This is a genomic window from Mucilaginibacter mali, assembly GCF_013283875.1.
GTDB lineage: Bacteria > Bacteroidota > Bacteroidia > Sphingobacteriales > Sphingobacteriaceae > Mucilaginibacter > Mucilaginibacter mali.
Genome location: NZ_CP054139.1, coordinates 5,785,722 through 5,805,874, shown reverse-complemented (window position 1 = coordinate 5,805,874; position 20,153 = coordinate 5,785,722). Strand labels below are relative to the sequence as shown.

Here is a 20,153-nt window from a genome sequence, read left to right as displayed (position 1 = left end):
TAAAAATTTCCAGCCCTATGAGTGCACTTATTTTCGGACGATGATATATAGATCTTTGTATAGATTATTTCGTATCTACAGGTGTGGAAAGTTATTTCAAAAACATCACTCCCAATATAATTGTGCTGCCCAATCGCGAGCGTAGTATCTTAAGGGCATTGCTTACCTGCTTTTTTACCGTTTCTTCGGATAGATTAAGTTGCTCGGCAATTTGTTTATGGTTGAGCGCTTGTTTGCGGCTCAGCTCAAATACAGCACGCATTTTATCGGGCAAGCAGGCTATACTATTTTCAATTTGTTCAGCAAGCTGTTTTTCACGAATGCGGTGATCGGTAACGCTTTGATGATTATCGATATAAGTTTGGAAAGAATTAATGTAATTGCTTCGCACTTTCTGGTACGAAATAAAATCCAGTATTTTATTTTTTACGGCTGTATACAAATAGGCAGAAAGACTCGACCGGATCTCTACCCTTTCCCGGCCAACCCATAGGTAGGTAAACAATTCCTGCACTACGTCCTTTGCATGGTCAGTATCGTTTAATTTTTGGAGGGCGTGTATATACAGGATATCAAAATAACGGTTATAGATAACCGTGAATGCCGCTGTGTCGCCATCTTTTAGCAACGCTATAAGTTCTGTGTCAGAAAATGAGCTATAAGACGGCATTGTATTAGTAACGGCTACTCTTTACAGCAACGGGATTTAGTTAATAGTTTAACAACTAATATGCTAAAACTATGGCAATTATCCAAATTTTAATAAAATAGCGCGATTGAGGTGATTTGATGGTGAAATTAATAAGCATATAAAAAAAGGAAAACCAGCCCCTCGCGAGCTGGCTTCTGTTTTTAAACTATTTGATCTGTATTAACAAAATAATTGTCAATGTTTTTGCCGGCAAACATCATCTGTTTAAGGTGATTGTTTGCTTAACATTTCCTTCCAGGTAGTCGATTTTAACCGGGCTTGATGCGGGCAATTGCTTTAGGGCCGCTATTTTAGCCGCGTCTTTCACCAGTTCGGCACTGTTAATGTTGTTTATGCTAATGATCTTTGTCCCGGTGTTTAAAGCGGCTTGGTTATTATTACCCAACTGGTAAAACCCTGTAACTTCCAGTTCGCTTTTCAGGTTAAAGGCAAAGAGCAGACCGCCAAGGGCAAAAGACATTGGATAGCCATAAGTATGGTTAGGTACTAAGTAGATCTCGTTCTTTGGTCTGTTGATAGTGAAGTTATACCTCGAAATAATGCCCATGCCGATTGAGCCATCAAAGCCGGGATTCCAATTTTCGTTTTGCCCGCCACCGGCCATCAGCGTAACGGGCATATTTTTAACCGGCTGGGTATTGGCAAAGGAAAAGCTGACCGAATTACCGTTAAACGTAGGCGATGACATTCCCATACTTACCGTGCTTGCCGTAAAATCGGGCACAAAGCCGCTAACCAACAGTTTGTTTTTGCGCACAAATGGCCTGAAACAAATGAGGTTGTATGATGCACCCGTATCAAATACAAAATCGCCGGCGTAAGCCTTCCCGGGAGTAACCTCAACATTCCCCGGTATAATGAATACGCCCTGCGGTATCGTGACGGGCACAACGGTACCACCCGGCTCGTAGGTGTAATTATCAGGTGGGTAAAGCGTTATTTCGCACTTGTTCAAATCAACACGGGTGATATAGTAACGGGTGATGTTATTGCCAACAATGCCGTCAAGCCCTTTGCCCATATCATTAAACAGGGCGATGCTTTGGTTGGGATATTCAAACCCATTTTCAAATTGAAATTTATTCCCGGCAGATAGTTCAATTTTCATGTTGCCGCCCACTACCGATGTGTTTTGCACTTTGTCTACCTTCAGGCCGATATCGGCAGCGGCTGCTTTGCTTAATGCCATGCCATCAGCACCGGTATCAAAAAGCATCATCAGCGGCTTTGGGTTATCGTTAATTTTTACCCGCAGCACAATGGCATTGTTGACCACTGTAAACGGGATAGTAGTAACCGGCTTTTGCGCAAAAGTATTCGGGCTAATAAGGGTGGTTATAAAAAGGGTAATAAAACCGGTCTTTCGGAAATACATAGGTTGTTGGTAAAGCTAATTGGTTGGTTATTGGGCAATGGAGTAACCCGCGCGGCAACCATATATAATAATTGCTACGCGGGCAAGAGAAATTATTTGGCAGCTTCTTTTACTAATAGCTCTTTTAGTTTGGCATTTGACGGACGGGCAGAATCAACATCTACTATCTTTCCGTTCTTATCAAATACTAAAAAACGCGGGATGCCATTGATCTTGTAATACTTTGAAAACTCGTTATTCACGCCGGCAAACAACTGTGTACCGCCCAGTTGGTCGTCTTTTATCATCTTCAGCCATTTATCCTTATCTTTTTCTGCATCAACAGAAATACTTACAAACTGAATTGGCTGGCCTTCCAGGTCTTTTTCAAGCTGTTTTAAAAATGGCAGTTCCTGGCGGCAGGGGCCGCACCAGGTTGCCCATACATCTACCAATACTACTTTACCCTTCATGCTGGCAAATGATACCTGTTTGCCTTCTTTATCGGGGTAGGTAAACTGTAATGCTTCGGTGCCTGCTTTGTAGGTTAACAGTGGTGACAGTAAAGCGCTGGCCTTTTCTTTTTGGCTTGTTGTGATAATATACTTGTCAAATTTACTGGCGGTGGCAGTATAAGCTTCGGCGCTTTTGTACCTGCCCAGGTTATCTAACACGATGTTGCCCTTCAGGGTATCGTTGGGCACATAAGCCAGCATGTTGGTCAGGCCGCTATCGCCTGCACCAAAGCTTTGACGGTCCTGGCGCATATTTACCATAATTAACGATGTTAGTACGCGTTGCCCCCACGGATAATTGTAAACCATCCCCGTGGTGCGTGCAATTTCTTTTGATTTAATAGTGCCGTAAAAATCACTGTACTCTTCAACGCTTGGGTGTGCTGTACGTGGGGTGTTCAGGAAATTGGTAGCGTAGTTGATCAGGTCCATTTCCATCAGGTTCTTCATCTCGCGGTCGAATTTGGCATTGCCCGATTTGTTGGTGATCAAAAAGGTTTTTGATTTGGCCACAATTTCTTCCTGCTGCGGAAAGTAATCGACAAAGGTGCTCATCGAGCCGGGGAAGTTGATGGCCTTTTGGTATAAGGGATCTGTAAGGTCGTGCCATTGTTTAAGCACCATGTTTTCCTTTGAATTAAGGGTGCCGTTTAAAGCGTATCCCTTATTTATTAAGGTGAGATCCAGTTGGTCGCCGCTTTTAAAATAAAAAGTGTAGTTATCGGCCGGGTTTACGTCAGTCCCGGTGCCAATTACATAAAAGCCTTCCTGCTCGGGGAAAAAGAGGAAGCCAAATTTACCATTATCGGGAATTGAACTGGCAATTTCGGCAAGCTTGCCTTCTTTAATTTTAAATAGCTTTACCGGCCTTTTCGATATCTCCAACCGTCCGGATACTTTAACTGCATTTTGGGCAAAGGCGCTTATGCTTAGCGATGCCGCTACTGCAAGTGCAAATACTTTTTTGAAATTCATATGTGTATGTGTTTGTATATAAGTTTTTAATTAAGCCTAAGCAAAACTTAGGCTGTTGGTGGTATTAGCTATTTTTTTATTCCCTGTATGATACGGATACGATTTTGCCATAGCCGGTATACGACTGATACAGGCTTAAAGCGGCGTTAAGGCCTGGCACCGTATATAAATTCATCTGGCCCGATGTATTGGGGCTGGCATCATCGTAAGTGCATACAATTAATTTGCTGGCATATTCTATATACCTGGCTGTTCCTGTTTGGTAGGTTAGCTTCTGATATTTCATCAGCGATACCTTTTTGGTGCCCATATCCAATACCATGGCATTGGTTTGATCGGCGCGGTTATAGCGGTATATTTTTGAACCTACCAGGTACATGATATACCCCGAAGTTGGGTCGATAGCAAACTGTGTCGCGTTGATCATATCGGGCGCGGTTGTGATCTTTTCAAACGTTTGCGGGTTGAACGAACTATAGTCGCATTGAATAATGGTTAAGAACACCTCGCTGGCGCTGTTTTTAAACAAGGCGTAGGTACGGCCGCCGGCAGCGGGGGTGCTTGCCATATACAGCAGGTCCATTTTTAAGTTACCCGCATCGATACCGTTATCTGAAAACACTTTGTTCCCCGAAACCGGCACCGGTACCGACGATGAGTTATTAGTGCTTTTATGCTCCATAAAACGTTTATTGTCTGTATCGAACATCAGGGCGTAGGTGGTGCTATTCTTATACGCTTCCGCGTAGTAGGGCGAAATTTTAAATTCGACACCGGCGCTTGTTTTATTAACCCTGGTTCCCCAGGCATACCTTTGCGTGGCGTTTTCGTAATACAGGGCGCCATTACTGTCAAAAAGATAGGCCAGGTTAGAGCTTGCCTGCGCGGCGATGCTTTGCGCGTAATATGGCGGCGGCGAGTACGAGCTCATCATAGTAGAGATGTTGGCAAACTTGGTGAACGTGCCATCCTGGGTATTGATAACAGAAGTGCTTTGATCGGTACCAACCGCTATGGCTTTATAGGTTAAGGCCGAGAACGGATCCCTGCGGTAATAATAGTAAACCATTTTAGGCGCGCCGGTCAGCGTAAGGGTGCTGAACGTGGTAAGGATATCGGTATAAGGTTTAAAGGTGCTGCTTGCTGATAGATAGTTCAGGAAATCGAGCCTGCCCTTACCGCCAATATCATTTAATATCAACCAGCCATCCGCTATCTCGGTACCAACCGTAAGCGAACTGCTTTTGCGGAATATAGCGCCGGTGCTTACTTCTGTTACTTCGTACAACAGGGTGTATGCCGTTGTTGATGAAGCGATGTTGACCGACCAGTTAAGGTTTTTACTTTTAGCCACCGTTTTTTTAGTTATCGGCAGCACGCTTTGGTCAATTATATACCAGGCGTATGTGTATTTAGTGGTGTCGGCCCCATCGTCCATGGTAAATTTTAAGGTTGGACTAATGGCAAGCGCCGTACCGCGGAACGCGCTGTAGCTATCGTTAATATTGCTGATCTGCCCTTCGTTGATATCATGGTACTGATAGTTACCCAAATCTTTACGGCAGGCAGATAACAGGCCCAGCACTACTGCAAGCAGGCAGCATATATAGGTTAAATGTTTATTCTTCATTTTGTTGCTGTGTATCGGTTATCAAACTATTTTGCGTTTACGCCCATGGTCATCAGGGTTACGCCATCGGCTTCGTATACCGGTGTGCCGGCAGCGGCCATCCTTGTCAGGTACGATTTCAATCCATCGGCCCAGCCGCCCAGCCTAACGTAGTTGCCGTTAGCTGTAAACCATGTGGGGACAATCAGTTCGTTCACATCAAGGTTATAGGTGGTTATCAGCAACTGGAATTTCAACATGCTGAACGCGCCCAGGTAGCCAAATGTGTACGAATAATAGGAACTGCCCACTGTCCAAAAAGGCGGCGGACCGGCGATATCATCGGCCTTAAGCGCCATACGGGTATAGTAATTGGTGCTAACAACCCCGTTAGTAGTAGTGTTATAGCTTAAATAATCGTTGGTGAAGTTTTCATTTGGCTTCAGGTCCATATACAGCGAGCGTGCCGCGGCGCGCATAGCGGGGTTGCGCAGCAGTTTGATTTTCAAGGTATCGGCCACTTTACCGGCTTTAATGGCTAAAGCGGTGTTTAATATCTGATAATCGGTTCCTTTTTTTAAACCGCTGCTATCGGCAATGGTAAGGTTGTATACACGGTCGTGGTTTACCGGTTCGCCTATTTGCCTTACAATAAAGGTTACAACAGAATCGGCAACCGTGGTTTTTGAATAACCGAACGAAACGAACTTTTGGTTACTCACGCTTTTGGCTTCGGCAAAATAAATGGCTGTTTTGCTGTTGTCGTTATTGTAAGTGCCTATTGTTTCTTGTTTGCAGGCGCTTGCAACAAGCAGGGTGCATAAGCAAATGTAAAATGATATCTTTTTCATAATTTACTTGTTTTATGTTAATTACCTTGGCATGGTTTCGGATAATGGAACAGGGAATGTGTACTTACTATCTGTCATAGAAAGATTGGCATTAGTACCGCCTGCCACTATAGTTAAAGCATTGGTGCGTTTGTAATAGAAGAAGAGCTGCCCCTCGCCGGCAAATTCTTTCCTGAACTCTTTCATTATCGCGGTATTTAAAGCCGCCGTATTGGCAATGGTAATGCTTGCAATAGCCCGTTTGGTACGCACCAGGTTAAGGTAAGCGGCAGCGGTGGTCAGGTCAGGTTCGCACTCGGCGGCTACCAGGTACATTTCGCTCATCCTGATCAAAGGCACCGTCCGGTAAAAATTAATGGAAGAGTTAACGTTACTTTCATCGTTATATTTAAAAAAGGTAGGGTAAGGCCTGCCGTTAACCTTCCAGATGTACAGGCAGCGGTAATCTGTAGCGTTATTGCCTTCAAAAACGGTACTATTAATAAAATTACCATTGGTGCTTGGTGCCAGTATGTCGGTATCAAACAAACCCGGCGCAAAGGTTTTCAGATACAGATCGTTCAGCTTTGGGTTTTCAACGCCAAATATCATTTCGGTAGCGAAGGTTTTATTGCATATCACAGTATTCAGGTCGGCCGGTGCCGTCCACGGAAATTTGGCCTGGTTGTCTATCAGTACTTTGGCAGCCGAAAGCGCGGCGGCTTTATCGCCCTTCCATAAATTAACCCTGGCCTGCAGCGCTTTTACCGCGTAATAGTTCATGTGGTAATTTCTGCCGTCCCTTCCGTAAGCGTTTGTTATCTTGCTCACTTGTGTTTGGGTCATGGCAGGGTCGCTTGCTGATAGCAGCGCCTCGGCCTGTGCCAGATCGCTCAACACCTTTTGCATTACAAAATTGGTGGGCTTAAATTCCGATATCTCGTTAGTTGGCTTATCGTAATAAGGCAGCACTTTGGTTAACGAATCGGCAGTATAGGGCTTGGTAAACATCCGCATCAGGTCGAAATAATAGAACGCCCTTAAACCGTAGGCTTCGCCCTGGATGCGTTTTCTTTCCGCATCACTAAGTACGCTGCCATAGGTATCGATGCTTTGAAATAATTTGTTAAGGTTTAGGATATTGATATACGTTTTAGACCAGATATTATCAATAATGGTTTTGGAAGCATCATCGGTATAATTGTAGGTAGACATGGTGTACTGACTGTTTGACGCGTTGACCAGGTAATACTGGGCCAATACATCCATGGTAGTCATGGTCAATCGGCCACCATACGAATCGCTGCTGCCGTTGTTGATATAGAAACCGTTAAGGGCATCGTAAAAACCTTGTGGTTTAGAATAGAGGTCTTCTTCAACAAACTTACTTTCGGGCTTAACATCGAGCCATTTTTTGCAGCCGCTGATGATACCTATGGTAGCCAGGGCAAAAAGTAGATATATAGATCTGAAATTTTTCATAACGGTTTATTTAAAGGTAAGTCTGACACTCATTGATACTGACCGGGTATAGGGGTAATCGATACCACGTTCTCTTTTTATAGTAGATGCGTAAAACAAGTCGTTTGAATAGGCATTAAGGTTAAGTGCCGACAGGCCGCATTTGCTTAGCCAGGCCCTGTTCCTGAATTCGTAACCTATGTTGATAGATTCGCCGCTAAAGGAATTTTCGGTTTGGATAAACCTTGACGAAATAGGCGTGGTAGCGCTTACAGCAATACTTTTAAACTGAGAAACATCGCCCGGGTTTTTCCACCTGTCGTACAACGCGCGTTTATCCTGGTTGTATCTTAATGATTGGTAGGAGATATTTTCTACCTTATTGTACAAGGCCGTATTAAACTGGTCGCGGTGCCAGATATAGCGCACAAAGGCGCCGAAGTTAAAGCCCTTGTAGTTTAAGGTAGTACTGATCACACCTTCGGCACGTGGCCTTGATGAGCCTACTACCACCTGGTCGTCGGTGCTGTAATCAAACGTATATTGCCCGTTTTTCTTTAAAAACACTTCCTGCCCGGTAGCCGGGTCGATACCTAACGAAGGTACTGCCCATAAATCGTAGCTGCTGTAGCCATCACGATAACGGGTTAACGAGTTGCTCGCCCTTAGTTCGGTATTTAGCGATGACAGCTTGTTATCAAAATTGGCATACTTCTGTGTTAATGAACTTGCGGTTAGGCCTAGTGTCCAAACCACAGTTCCCGGGTGGTATATGGGCGAAAAATTGATAGTCGCCTCCATACCCTTTGTGGTAGAAACACCGGCGTTAAAGGGGTAATCGCTCAAGCCTGTTGATGACGGCAGGGTGATAGCCACTACCAATGGGTCGGTATATTTGCGATAGCCGTTTAACTGTATAGTTAGCCTGTTGTTAAACATTTTTGCATCTAAACCCAAACTTATTTGCTGGGTGGTTTGCCACTGCAGATCGGGCGCGCCAAGGGCCGACAGGTAGACGCCCTGGCCTATACTGTTGATGGTGGAGTAGTAGCTGTAAACAGACTGACTTACGTTACCAAAATTCTGGTTGCCATTGATACCGATGTTGCCCCTTAGCTTCAGCAGGTTGAGCCATTTCATAGCCTTCATAAACTGCTCCTTATTAACATTCCAGCTTACACCGGCGGCGTAATAAGGCTTGTACCGTTTGTTCGATCCAAAGGCGGTACTGCCGTCCATGCTGCCGCTTAAATCCACATTGTAGCGATAATCGTACGAGTAGTTTACCGATGCCACCAGCGAATTCCGGCGTGTTAAAGCGTTAGCCGCGTTAGGTGTCGAGCCTGTGGCAAAACCGTAAGCAAAAGCGGGGTTGCCATTGCTGGCATTTGGAAAACCAACGGCCTTATAACCATTTAAGCTTTGGTTATTTTGCTCGGCTTCCGCGCGCAGGTTACCGGTTAGGATATGTTTTTGGGCGAAAGTATTGGTATAAGCTACGTTAAAGTTAACGTTATAGCCAACCGCGTTGGTGCCCGAATAGGTATAACTCCCCCTCAACGTAGGGTCCGTTATCGCATCGTAAGCGGTGTTTAGCGGCGATACAAAAACTTTGGTTTCAGAAGTGGTTTTGCTGATCTGCGCGTTAAACTGTATCCTTAACGAACGGCTGAGATCGGCAATAGCCTGTAGGTTGTTGGTCAGGTTAAAGTAGCCGGTACGGTTAAAACTTGCCAGCGATGCATTGTAAAGCGGGTTAGGGATCAGCTCATTGTAGCTTCCATCCAGGTCCGACGCGTATACCGTTGGCGAAATAGCCACTTCAAGATATTTTTCGGATGCCGGCAGCAATTGATAATATGGGTTAGTTTGTACCCAGGTGGCGTAGCTGCCATAAGGCGATTCGGCCGATGAAGACCCGCTGATATAGGTCCTGTTGCCAAAATTGAAAATCCCCGAACGATAGGTTAAGCCGATGTTGGCGCCCCAGTCATCACGTTTTTCGCCTATCATGGCTGCGTTGTTCTTGCGGATGCTGCCGCCTATATCATAACGCAAAAGCGAATCGCCACCCGATGCGTTTACCGAGTGTTTATGCGAAAAGCCTGTTTGCAGGGGCTGGCTCAACCAATAGGTATCCACACCCTTTAATACACTTTTTAAGCGGGTGTTGTACACATCGTCCAGTTGCAGCTGGCGGATCACATTGCCATTAAATTCTTTATAACGCCCGGCCAGTTTTTCAAACTGTAGCTTTTCGGAGGCGTCCATCATATTGTATGATGACAGGTCGGGCATTTCCATTTTCATATCCGAGGTATAGCTCAACCTGATCTTGCCGGGCACGGGCTTTTTTGTTTCGATAACAATTACGCCGTTAGCCGCCCTCGAACCATAGATGGCTGTCGAAGCCGCGTCCTTCAGAATGGATATGGACGCTACGGTGTTCATATCCAGATCTACAATATTGCGCAGCGAGGTTTCAAAACCATCAAGTATAAACAGGGGTTGGTTGGGGTCGGTAGAGAACTGATCTTTCAGGGTGGTGGTGGAGATACTGGTTTGGCCCCTCAACTCAATAGTGGGTAATACGTTTGGGTTGGATCCTAAAGCGTTGTTCTCTATCTGTATAAAAGATGGATCGAGCGTGCGTAAGCTTTGGATAACGTTTTGATTGCCTACCGCCTTTAACTGTTCGGCCGTATAGGTGGCGCTTGCCCCGGTAAACGATTCTTTTTTACGCTCGAACATACCCGTTATCACCATGTCCTTCAGCATGGTCTGCGCCATCTCCATGGTAATGCTAAGCGGCATTTTTTTACCACCGATCTTATACTCCAGCGGTTTATAGCCAATGAAGGTAACTACAAGGATATCGTTATCAGGGTCGGCATTTATCCGAAAATTGCCATTGGCGTCGGTTATAGCCAGGAGTGTATTATTGCCTTTCACCCGCACGGAGGCCCCGGGCATTGGTTTATTGGTTTCGTCGTAAACCTTGCCCGTTATTAATACGGCTTCGTTGTTTTGCTGTGTTGTTTGCTGGGGCAGGTATTTCAGCGAAATGGCCTTATCTTTAATAGTATAGGTTAACGGCTGGCCTTTAAAGCATATTTTTAAAACCTCTTCTACACTTGCATTGCTTACGCTGATGGTAACCGGTTTGGCGTTTTTCATCATGTCGTTGCTGTAGAAAAAGTCGTATCCGCTTTGTTTCCTTATTTTTAAAAGGATGCTCTCCAGCGACGCGGCTTTTTCGTTAAGCGTAATTTGCGCGTAGCTGTCGGCCCTTACTTCAAACAAAAGTGTAATTACGAGGGTGAGTATCAGTAGTATTTTGGTATAAAAGCGATCTTTACATCTGTTTTTTGATGTCTTGTAAAAAATCATATACGAATTGAGTTAAAGGTTTTTTATATACATTCCTGTTAAATATGAGGCATGGCAATCCCACCCCGGTCGGTATACCGTTTTTCCGGGCATATTTGTTATATACTGTATTTGGGTGATTTTTAAGTAGAGGTTTTATTGCATAACCGTAACCCTCCTCCCTTCAAGTTTGAACTTCACCATTCCGGTCGATTCCATTATTTCCAGTACCTGCTGGATATTCTTTGTCCGCGAAATTGAGCCGGAGAACTGAAGGTCTTCCAGGCGTTTCGGGCAAGAAACATCAACATCGTACCAGCGTGATATTTTGCGCATGATCGCATCCAGATCTTTATTGGCAAACACAAAATCGTTGCTTACCCAGTCTATCGCGTTTTCGGCATTGCAATTATTTATCAGTATATCGTTGCCGGCTACTGTAGCGGCCTGCTGCGGTTTTAGTAATTTACTGATACTGTTGGCATTGGTAACCTTCACGCTTCCTTCCAACAGCGTAGTGGTTGTCGCGTCTTCATCGGTGTAGGCATTAATATTAAAGTGCGTACCCAGTACTTCTACCTTTTGCTTGTCGGTGGTTACCGTAAACGGATGCGCTTTATCATGGGCTACCTCAAAATAGCCTTCGCCGGTAAGTATCACATTACGCTCGTTACCGGTAAACCTTGTAGGGTATTTCAAACTCGACCGCGAGTTAAGCCATACCCGGGTACCGTCGCTAAGGGTTACGGCAAAGTACCCGCCTGCCGGTATGGATAAGGTATTCCAGCTCACTGCTGTTTCTTCGGCCTGGTAGGCTATCTTTCCATCACCGGTTTTTACAATCGAGGCGCCTTCGGTATTGGCTACCAATCCTTTTTTAGAACGGTTAATCGCTATTTGCTTCCCGTTGGCTAATGTAAGCGTAGCTTTCTGGCTGCCCGGCACTACCAGGGGATTTTCGTTTTTAGCTACCTGTATACTATCCGGGCTTTTTAATAGCCAGTAGCCAACACCTAAAATTAAAATTACAGAAGCGGCAACAGCGATTTTATATAATATCCTAAGCCCCGGGTTTAACTTAATAACCTTTGCCTGTGTGTTGTGGTGCACCGGCAGTTTTGCCCAGATATCTTCTTTCGCCGCGGCTACAGCTTCAGGCGTAACCTTGTCTGATATTGGCGGTGTTTGCAGGTACCAGTTTTCCAGCATAGCCAGCTCCTCGTCGGTACAGGTACCCTCGGCATACTTAACCAGTAACTCTTCTGCATTATATTTTTTACTCATGTAATTATTAATAAAAGGTAGATATAGTGTTAAAACAGTATTAAGACGGCTAAGCAGCGCGTAGGGGGTAGATGAAACTGAAAAAAATTAAAAAGGGGTGGGAACCTCAAAATACCGGCTCAATGTACTTGTACAAAAGAAGAAAACAGGGGCACACATCATCGCTTGCGATATGGAAATGCTGCAAATTATAAAAATGACAGCGCTTTTTAAATAACATAATAGCCGGGCGTCTTCATAATATATTAATCTACTTATGCCGATATTTACAATCATGAAAAGAATATTTCTTACCACAATAACCGTCATCGCCGTGCTTGTGCTGGTATCATGGGGAGTTGTTGGCCACCGCACCGTCGCTACAATCGCAACTAACCATTTAACACCTGCCGCCCAGGCCGGTATCCGGAAATTAATCGGCGATACCTCGCTGGCCGATATCAGCACCTGGGCCGATGAAGTACGTTCTGCCGATCCGGCTTTTGCCAGTACCGGGCCATGGCATTATATCAACCTCCCGGCAGGTTATAATTACGATCAGTTTATAACTGCGGTGAACAACGCAAAGGCACCTAATGTATATACGGCCCTGCAAAAGTGCATCGGCGATCTGAAAAGCGATACCACCTCGTTACGTTACAGGCGCATGGCCTTAAAGTTTGTGGTGCATTTGGTGGGCGATCTGCATCAACCCATGCACGTAAGCCATGCCGAAGATCAAGGCGGTAACCTGGTGCAGGTAACCTTCAACGGCGACCCGACCAACCTGCACAGCTTGTGGGATAGCCGCCTGATCGCGCGTCATCCCCTGCCGGTAAGTACGATGGTTACCGAATACGACAAAGCTACACCGCAGGAAATTGCCAAATGGCAGGCCGACGATATGATGAAGTGGCTGTACGAAAGCTACCTGGTGAGCGAACAGATCTACGCTGCTGCTGCCAAAAACCCAAAGTTTACCGACGATTATTATAACATTGCCATGCCCGTTGTACAAAAACGATTACTACAGGCAGGCATCCGTCTTGCCGGGGTGTTAAACAGCATATATAAGTAAAAGGCTAAATCCTGTATCTTTACGTTATGAAAAAACTGATCATCATCGCGTTATTCGCCGTATTAGCCGGCAAGGCCGGGGCACAAACCGTTATCCCCGCTAAGGAAGCGGCCAAACATATTGGCGAAACCGTCAGCATTACCGATAAAATATTCGGCGGTAAATATTTCGAGAACAGCAAAATGACCTTGCTTGATATGGGCGGCTATAACCCCAACCAGGTACTCACCATTATGATCCCTGGCGCCGATAAGGACAAATTTAAAGGCAACCCCGAAGCCGATTACAAAGGCAAGGATGTTACCGTTACCGGCAAGATCATCGACTATAAAGGCAAGCCCGAAATTATAGTGAACGATCCGAAACAGCTAAAGCTGGTAATGATCGACAATGTTAATAAAACAAAAGCCGGTTTTTAACGCAACGGCCCATGGCTGTGATTGATAATTTCTCATACTGGGAGCAAACCGCTTTTACCGGCCATGCCGATGTGATCATCATCGGCAGTGGATTGGTGGGACTAAGCGCCGCGCTTACCATTAAAAAGCAGCAGCCGGGCGCTAATGTACTGGTACTGGAGCGTGGCTTTTTGCCCAGCGGCGCCAGTACTAAAAACGCGGGCTTCGCCTGCTTCGGTACACTGTCCGAACAGTTGGAATATATCCGCAAGGCTGGCCCGGATGAAGCCGCGCGCCTGGCCAATTATAAATGGCGGGGCCTGCAACGCCTGCGCCAAAACCTTGGCGACGACAATATCCGTTACCACCAATACGGCGGCCACGAACTTTTTATGGATAACGAGGCCGCCCATGCCGCCGATTGCATCAGTCAGATCGATCAGATCAACGATCTGCTGCAACCCGTTATCGGGCAAAATGATATTTATTCTGTTGCAGATGACAGGATAGATCAATTTGGCTTTAAGGGGATAAGGCATATCGTTTATAACCCCTTCGAGGGGCAGATCCATACCGGCCATATGATGCGTACGTTGCTACATAAGGTTTATCAAACCGGTACCATTGTACTAAATAATTGCCCGGTTACCGAAGTGCTGCCCGAAGATGCCCGTGTAGTTATCAAAACCGGCCATGGTAACTTCAGCGCCGCAAAAGTAATACTGGCCACCAACGCCTTTGCCCGGCAATTATTCCCCGGGCTGGATGTTGTACCAGGCCGTGGGCAGGTTTTGGTTACCAAACCCATCCCTAATCTAAAGCTACAGGGCACCCACCACTTTAACCGGGGCTATTACTATTTCCGCAATATTGATAACCGCGTCCTGTTCGGCGGCGGCCGCAATCTTGATTTCGCTGCCGAGGAGACCCCCGAATTTGGACATACCGATGCCGTGCAGCAGCAACTGCTAAAATACCTGCACGAGGTGATCATTCCCGGGCAGCCATTCGAAGTGGACACCCGATGGAGCGGCATTATGGGCTTTGGCGATGATATCTCCCCTATTATTAAACAAATACAACCCGGTATTTACTGCGCTGTACGTTGTAATGGTATGGGTGTAGCGATGGGGAGTTTGGTTGGGGAAGAAGTGGCGCTGCTGGCGATGGGTGTTTAACCGCTTCGTTCTGTATGGACGAAGCAATCTTTTCGTTTTAAGGTCTGTGTTTTAATGTTCTGTTGGCACCTTATTAATGTCCGTCTGCTCATAGCCGCAGGGGCCTAGTTACTTTGTCTTCGACACAAAGTAACCAAAAGTCAAGACAGCAAAAATGCTTCCTTTGCCGCACAGGGCCATTGCCCTGCAAAACAAGCAGAACCACAGGGCTGAACCCTGATGCCCCGCTATCGCGCTCTCAAGCCTACGCTTCAGCACCAGGCTAATGCCCTTTCCCGCCCACAGGCTACCATGTTCTGCCCGTTTTCGCCCGGAAGCCGTTTTGCTGTCGGGATGGAGAAGACACGGTGCAACTCCGAGCGGAGCTTTGCTTCGCTCGGAGTTGTTTCTAAAAAAGAGCGTGGGGCTGTCATAAAAGCGGGCCAGCGCTGGCGGGAATGCCGTGAGCAGCCGCCTCCGGCGTAAAGCTGCTCACGCAGGGCGGGCTGAAGCTTTTTTATGACTTGGGTTTTTGGTTACTTTTGGGCCTAAGCCAAACGGCGTAGCCCTCTTGAGTGCTTTAAAAAACAAAAAACACCACGAAAAAAGTAACTAGGCCCCTGCGGCTATGAGCAGACGGACGTTAATTTATAGCACAGACCAATCATCCTATGAGATTGCCACGCTATCGCTCGCAATAACAAATTGTTGAGTGTAGAGATTGCTTCATACCTCGCAATGATGTAGTAAAAAAGAAAACGCCCGGCTTTTGCCGGGCGTTTTCTTTGGGGTAATAATTGGTAATACTTTAATTAAAAGGGCAGGTCATCATCGGCAGCGGGGCCAAAATCAGTTACAGCGCCGTCGGCCTTTGCACCTGCGCGCTGCGGGGCATCGTCAAAATCGCTTTTGCGGCCCAGCATGGTAAAATTTTCGGCAACAATTTCGGTAGTGTATTTTTTCACCCCCTCCCTGTCTTCAAACGACCGGGTACGGATCTTTCCTTCAATATATACCAACTTACCCTTTTGCAAAAACTTGGCAGCCACATCTGCCAGTCCGCGCCACATCACAATGTTGTGCCACTCGGTTTGCTCTACTTTACGGCCATCCTTATTAAAGGTCTCTGAAGTAGCCAGCGGGAAACTTGCTACGGCAACCCCTCCCTCCAAATGACGAATTTCGGGGTCTTTACCCAGGTGCCCAACAAGGATAACTTTATTTATTCCAGACATAGTTTAAAACAGGGAATTAGTTTTTAATTTAAAAATTTAGTTAAAAATATAAAAATGATTTGAGGTAACGCTAAATTTTTTAATTTTTTTACTTCTGTGAAAAAATAATCTTGTTCTAACTCATTTTCAAAACCATCCAATTCTATAAATCTTACGTACAGGCGCTGGTGGGTAAGCACATGCTTATAAACTTGCGATACGGCCTTAATTCGTATGTTTCCGCCGATAAATGGTTTCGCCGATGGCGTCTCCAGCACGTGATGAACCTCCATAAGTTGTTCTGTTTCAATCAGTGGCAACTCATACATATTAGCCCATATATCACCTGCACCGCGTTTGTGCATTAGTATTTCATTGTCGTTTTTTATTAATAAATAGTTAAAATACCGCTCGCGGATTTTTGTTTTATTAATTTTTACCGGCAATGTCGCTGTAGCATTATGTTTAAAGGCGTAACATCCCTCCCGCACCGGGCAAATACCGCAGGCGGGGTTTTTAGGCTTGCACAGCATAGCGCCAAACTCCATCATGGCCTGGTTATGCAGCGCCGGGTTCTCACGGTCCAGCATTTCATCAGCCATCTGCTGAAATATTTTTTTGCCTTGAGTACTATTAATAGGCTCGCTGATGCCAAAGTAACGCGCCAGTACACGGTACACATTACCATCCACAACCGCTTTGGCCTCGTTAGCCGAAAACGACGCGATGGCTGCGGCCGTATACTCGCCTATGCCTTTTAGTTTGATGAGTTGCTCCCAGCTTGATGGAAACACGCCGCCATGTAATTCCTGCACCAGCCGGGCAGTTACCAACATATTGCGCCCGCGCGAATAATAGCCCAGGCCCTGCCACAGGGCAAGCACCTCGTCTTCGGTTGCGGCGGCAAAATCGCTGACGGTTGGGTACTTTTCAAGGAAGCGATTGAAATACGGCAAGCCCTGTTCTACACGGGTTTGCTGCAGGATGATCTCGGATAACCAGATCACATAAGGGTTGGTTGTGTGGCGCCAGGGCAGGTCGCGTTTATGTTGATGATACCATTGTACCAGTTGATTTGAAAGCTGCATAGCTAACAAAAATACGCAATCAAAAACAGCCTATTGTAACGTTTTGCGGGGCATGTTGAAAAAAATCATCTTTTATTTCAATCTTTCCAATTAAAGCAATACTTTTGCAACCCCAAAACAGTTAAGTAATTACATAAAATAAAAAGGAAAATCAGATATGACTAAGGCAGAAATTATAGCTGAAATCTCGACCAAGACCGGTATTGAGAAAGTAGACGTTCAGGAAACTGTTGAGGCGTTCTTCAAAGTAGTTAAAACCTCTATGGTGAGTGGTGAGAATGTGTACGTAAGAGGTTTCGGTAGTTTTGTTGTTAAAAAACGTGCTAAAAAAACAGCCCGCAATATTTCAAAAAATACTGCCATCATCATCCCCGAGCACTTTGTGCCAAGCTTTAAACCGGCTAAAACCTTTGTAGAAAAGGTACGCACCGGTAACAAAACCAAATCAGCAAAATAATTTTAACCAGGTATGAAAGGGAAACAAATAGCCGTAATTGCAGCAGTAGTTGTTATTGTTGGCTATTTGTTTTCGCTGCCTGTTAAGGGTTTAGTAAAACCCAAAGAGGAAAAACCGAACAACGGCATGGTTGCCGGATCGGCCAAACCCGCGGTTAATGTAAGTGTAGAGATGTTATCGGCCACGGCCAAAACAGCTATCGGCGATAAATTATCGGCACAGATAACCGACCTTGAAACACAATTAAAAAACGCCGAAGGCGAAAAGCTACAGGAACTGCAAAGGCAACTGGCCCACAAGTGGGACGATGTAAATCAGCCCGCGCCTGCAGGTTATTATTACATGGAGCTTGCCCGCAAGCAAAACAAATTTGAAGACTGGCTGAACGCCGGCAACCGTTTTAACGATGCCTACAAGTTCACCCAGGATTCGACCATACAGGCGGCTATGGTGCTTAATGCGGTTGAAGCGTTTGAGCATGCCACCAAAATGCAGCCCGATAACCTTGACGCGAAAGCCGGTTTAGGTGTGGCTGATGTAAACGGCGGCGCGCCATCGCCAATGACAGGTATAGGCCTGTTGCTTGAGGTGGTAGCTAAAGATCCGAAAAACCGTAACGCGAACTTCAATTTGGGGATGTTCGCTATTAAATCGGGACAGTATGATAAGGCCGTTAACAGGTTCAAGACCATTCTTGAGCAAAAGCCTGAGGTAGAGGCTTATTTCTACCTGGCCGAAAGCTACAAGCAATTAGGCGAAAAGCAGCAAGCGATTGAGGCTTACCAAAAATGTAAAGAACTGATGCAGGACCCGACAGCCGGCAAGCGCATCGATGATTTTATAAAAGAATTAAAAAATTAAGTATTTAACATTTAAAAAATTAACACTATGCCAAGCGGTAAAAAACGTAAAAGACATAAAATGGCCACCCACAAACGCAAAAAACGTTTGAGAAAAAACAGGCACAAAAAGAAATAAGCTATTTTTATAAATAGCTTATTTCCCTGCTTTTAAGGGTTGTTATTTTATTGTTTACCTTCAATAACCGGGCACCTGCCTGGTTTAAGAAACGGAGTAGCAGTTGATAAAAGAATTAATTATCGATTCGACCCCCAACGGGGCTACTATTGCCTTACTACAGGATAAACAACTCGTAGAACTTCATAAAGAGCACATCAACAACAATTATACTGTTGGTGATATTTATTTAGGCCGCATTAAAAAAATTATGCCCGGCCTAAATGCTGCTTTTGTAGATGTTGGCTACGAGAAAGACGCTTTTTTGCATTATTTAGATCTTGGTCCACAGGTACAAAGCTTGCTTAAATTAACCAAACAGGTTAAAAGCGGCGGCTACCAGGCCAAACTGCTGGATAATTTCAAACTGGAAGCCGACATTAATAAATCGGGTAAAATATCCGAGGTATTAACCAAGGGCCAGCTGATCCCGGTACAAATTGCAAAGGAGCCTATCAGTACTAAAGGCCCCCGCTTAAGTTCGGATATATCTATAGCCGGGCGCTACGTGGTGCTTTGCCCTTTTTCTGAAGCGATATCCATATCGAAAAAGATAAAGAGCAATACCGAGCGTAACCGCCTGCGTAAGATCATTGAGAGCATTAAGCCTAAGCATTTTGGCGTAATTATCCGCACCGTATCCGAGGGAAAGGGCGTGGCCGAAATGCAAAAAGACCTGCTTGACCTGATTACCAAATGGGAGACTTTCATCACCCGTTTGCCATCAACCGAGCCGGCTAAAAAGGTATTGGGCGAAATTGACCGCACCAGCACCATCCTGCGCGACCTGCTGAATAAGGATTTCCAGCACATTTATGTAAACGAGACCTCGATTTTTGAAGAGGTAAAATCGTACGTGCACGATATCTCTCCCGAAATGGAGAACATTGTACGCCTTCATAAACATAAGGACCCGATTTTCGAGCATTACGGCATCGAGAAGCAGATCAAGGGCGCGTTCGGCAAAACGGTTAACCTGGCCGGCGGCGCTTACCTGGTTATCGAACATACCGAGGCATTGCACGTTATCGATGTGAACAGCGGTAACCGAACAGCCAACAAAGAGAACCAGGAGGAGAATGCCTTCCAGGTGAACAAGGAGGCTGCCCGCGAGATAGCCCGCCAGTTGCGCCTGCGCGATATGGGCGGTATTGTAGTGATCGATTTCATCGACATGCATAAGCCAACCAATCGCAAGGACCTGTTCGATTACCTGCGCACCGAAATGTCGCATGACAGGGCTAAGCATACCATCCTGCCACCGAGCAAGTTTGGTTTAGTGCAGATCACCCGTCAGCGTGTGCGCCCTGAAATGAATATCGTTACCAGCGAGGTTTGCCCTACCTGCCACGGCACAGGCGCCATCCGCCCTACGATATTATTGATGGACGATATCGAGAATAACTTTAACTATATACTGGTTGAACAGAACGAAAAGAATATCACGCTTGCCGTTCACCCTTATATCGAGGCTTATATTAAAAAGGGGTTGATCACCCGCCAGATGAAATGGTACTTTAAGTATAGCCAGTGGATAAAAGTTAAATCGAACCCAAATTACCAGATCACCGAGTTCCACTTCTTTAACACTAAGGACGAGGAGATCAAATTGTAGTCCGGAAAGACGGTAAAGTCCGGAAGACAGAAAAGGCATTA

The 20,153-nt window shown here is 45.6% G+C and carries 16 protein-coding genes; 6 read left to right on the top strand and 10 right to left on the bottom strand.

Annotation, left to right across the window (positions count from 1 at the left end; all coding sequences use genetic code 11):
* Positions 1 to 91: 91 nt before the first annotated feature.
* The 8 genes from HQ865_RS24665 to HQ865_RS24630 all read right to left on the bottom strand — a co-directional run bounded on the left by HQ865_RS24665 (position 92) and on the right by HQ865_RS24630 (position 12,109).
* A complete protein-coding gene (locus HQ865_RS24665) occupies positions 92 to 670 on the bottom strand; it encodes an RNA polymerase sigma factor (RefSeq protein ID WP_173417457.1) in 579 nt (192 codons plus the stop codon).
* 238 nt (positions 671 to 908) lie between these two features.
* The gene (locus tag HQ865_RS24660) at positions 909 to 2,087 is read right to left on the bottom strand and encodes a retropepsin-like aspartic protease (protein WP_173417456.1); all 1,179 of its coding nucleotides are present in this window, start codon (positions 2,085 to 2,087) and stop codon (positions 909 to 911) included.
* A gap of 92 nt (positions 2,088 to 2,179) precedes the next feature.
* Entirely contained in the window at positions 2,180 to 3,556 is a 1,377-nt protein-coding gene (locus HQ865_RS24655; protein WP_173417455.1) for a TlpA family protein disulfide reductase, read from the bottom strand.
* A 76-nt stretch (positions 3,557 to 3,632) separates the two neighbouring features.
* Positions 3,633 to 5,186 (bottom strand): PKD-like family lipoprotein, encoded by a 1,554-nt coding sequence (locus HQ865_RS24650; RefSeq protein ID WP_173417454.1) that lies wholly within the window; start codon positions 5,184 to 5,186, stop codon positions 3,633 to 3,635.
* 26 nt (positions 5,187 to 5,212) lie between these two features.
* A complete protein-coding gene (locus HQ865_RS24645) occupies positions 5,213 to 6,016 on the bottom strand; it encodes a DUF4843 domain-containing protein (protein ID WP_173417453.1) in 804 nt (267 codons plus the stop codon).
* Between the two features lie 21 nt (positions 6,017 to 6,037).
* Positions 6,038 to 7,477 carry a RagB/SusD family nutrient uptake outer membrane protein gene (locus HQ865_RS24640; RefSeq protein WP_173417452.1) on the bottom strand — a complete coding sequence of 480 codons (1,440 nt, stop codon included), beginning with the start codon at positions 7,475 to 7,477 and terminating at the stop codon, positions 6,038 to 6,040.
* A 6-nt stretch (positions 7,478 to 7,483) separates the two neighbouring features.
* A complete protein-coding gene (locus HQ865_RS24635) occupies positions 7,484 to 10,846 on the bottom strand; it encodes a SusC/RagA family TonB-linked outer membrane protein (RefSeq protein WP_173417451.1) in 3,363 nt (1,120 codons plus the stop codon).
* Between the two features lie 135 nt (positions 10,847 to 10,981).
* A complete protein-coding gene (locus HQ865_RS24630) occupies positions 10,982 to 12,109 on the bottom strand; it encodes a FecR family protein (protein ID WP_173417450.1) in 1,128 nt (375 codons plus the stop codon).
* 274 nt (positions 12,110 to 12,383) lie between these two features.
* On the opposite strand from HQ865_RS24630, the gene HQ865_RS24625 reads away from it, so the two are divergent.
* From HQ865_RS24625 to HQ865_RS24615, 3 genes are read left to right on the top strand one after another with little or no spacing between them, the layout of a single operon-like run.
* Positions 12,384 to 13,166, top strand: a complete 783-nt coding sequence (locus HQ865_RS24625) for a S1/P1 nuclease (protein ID WP_173417449.1) — start codon at positions 12,384 to 12,386, stop codon at positions 13,164 to 13,166.
* Between the two features lie 26 nt (positions 13,167 to 13,192).
* Positions 13,193 to 13,585 (top strand): hypothetical protein, encoded by a 393-nt coding sequence (locus HQ865_RS24620; protein WP_173417448.1) that lies wholly within the window; start codon positions 13,193 to 13,195, stop codon positions 13,583 to 13,585.
* Positions 13,586 to 13,596: 11 nt separating this feature from the next.
* On the top strand, positions 13,597 to 14,742 hold the full coding sequence (locus HQ865_RS24615; protein ID WP_173417447.1) for an NAD(P)/FAD-dependent oxidoreductase: 1,146 nt from the start codon (positions 13,597 to 13,599) through the stop codon (positions 14,740 to 14,742).
* 791 nt (positions 14,743 to 15,533) lie between these two features.
* On the opposite strand, the gene HQ865_RS24610 is transcribed toward HQ865_RS24615, so the two are convergent.
* Together HQ865_RS24610 and mutY are read right to left on the bottom strand one after the other, a co-directional pair.
* Positions 15,534 to 15,956: a single-stranded DNA-binding protein gene (locus tag HQ865_RS24610; protein WP_237073591.1), complete on the bottom strand. Its 423-nt coding sequence runs from the start codon at positions 15,954 to 15,956 to the stop codon at positions 15,534 to 15,536.
* A gap of 23 nt (positions 15,957 to 15,979) precedes the next feature.
* Positions 15,980 to 17,023 (bottom strand): A/G-specific adenine glycosylase, encoded by a 1,044-nt coding sequence (gene mutY, locus HQ865_RS24605; RefSeq protein ID WP_173417446.1) that lies wholly within the window; start codon positions 17,021 to 17,023, stop codon positions 15,980 to 15,982.
* A gap of 157 nt (positions 17,024 to 17,180) precedes the next feature.
* Between mutY and HQ865_RS24600 the strand changes: the two genes are divergently transcribed.
* From HQ865_RS24600 to HQ865_RS24590, 3 genes are all read left to right on the top strand, one after another.
* Complete coding sequence (locus HQ865_RS24600) at positions 17,181 to 17,480, top strand: HU family DNA-binding protein (protein ID WP_173417445.1); 300 nt, start codon at positions 17,181 to 17,183, stop codon at positions 17,478 to 17,480.
* 12 nt (positions 17,481 to 17,492) lie between these two features.
* Positions 17,493 to 18,341, top strand: coding sequence for a tetratricopeptide repeat protein (locus HQ865_RS24595; RefSeq protein WP_173417444.1), 849 nt, complete (start codon positions 17,493 to 17,495; stop codon positions 18,339 to 18,341).
* A gap of 220 nt (positions 18,342 to 18,561) precedes the next feature.
* Positions 18,562 to 20,112: an Rne/Rng family ribonuclease gene (locus HQ865_RS24590; RefSeq protein WP_173417443.1), complete on the top strand. Its 1,551-nt coding sequence runs from the start codon at positions 18,562 to 18,564 to the stop codon at positions 20,110 to 20,112.
* Positions 20,113 to 20,153 lie beyond the last annotated feature (41 nt).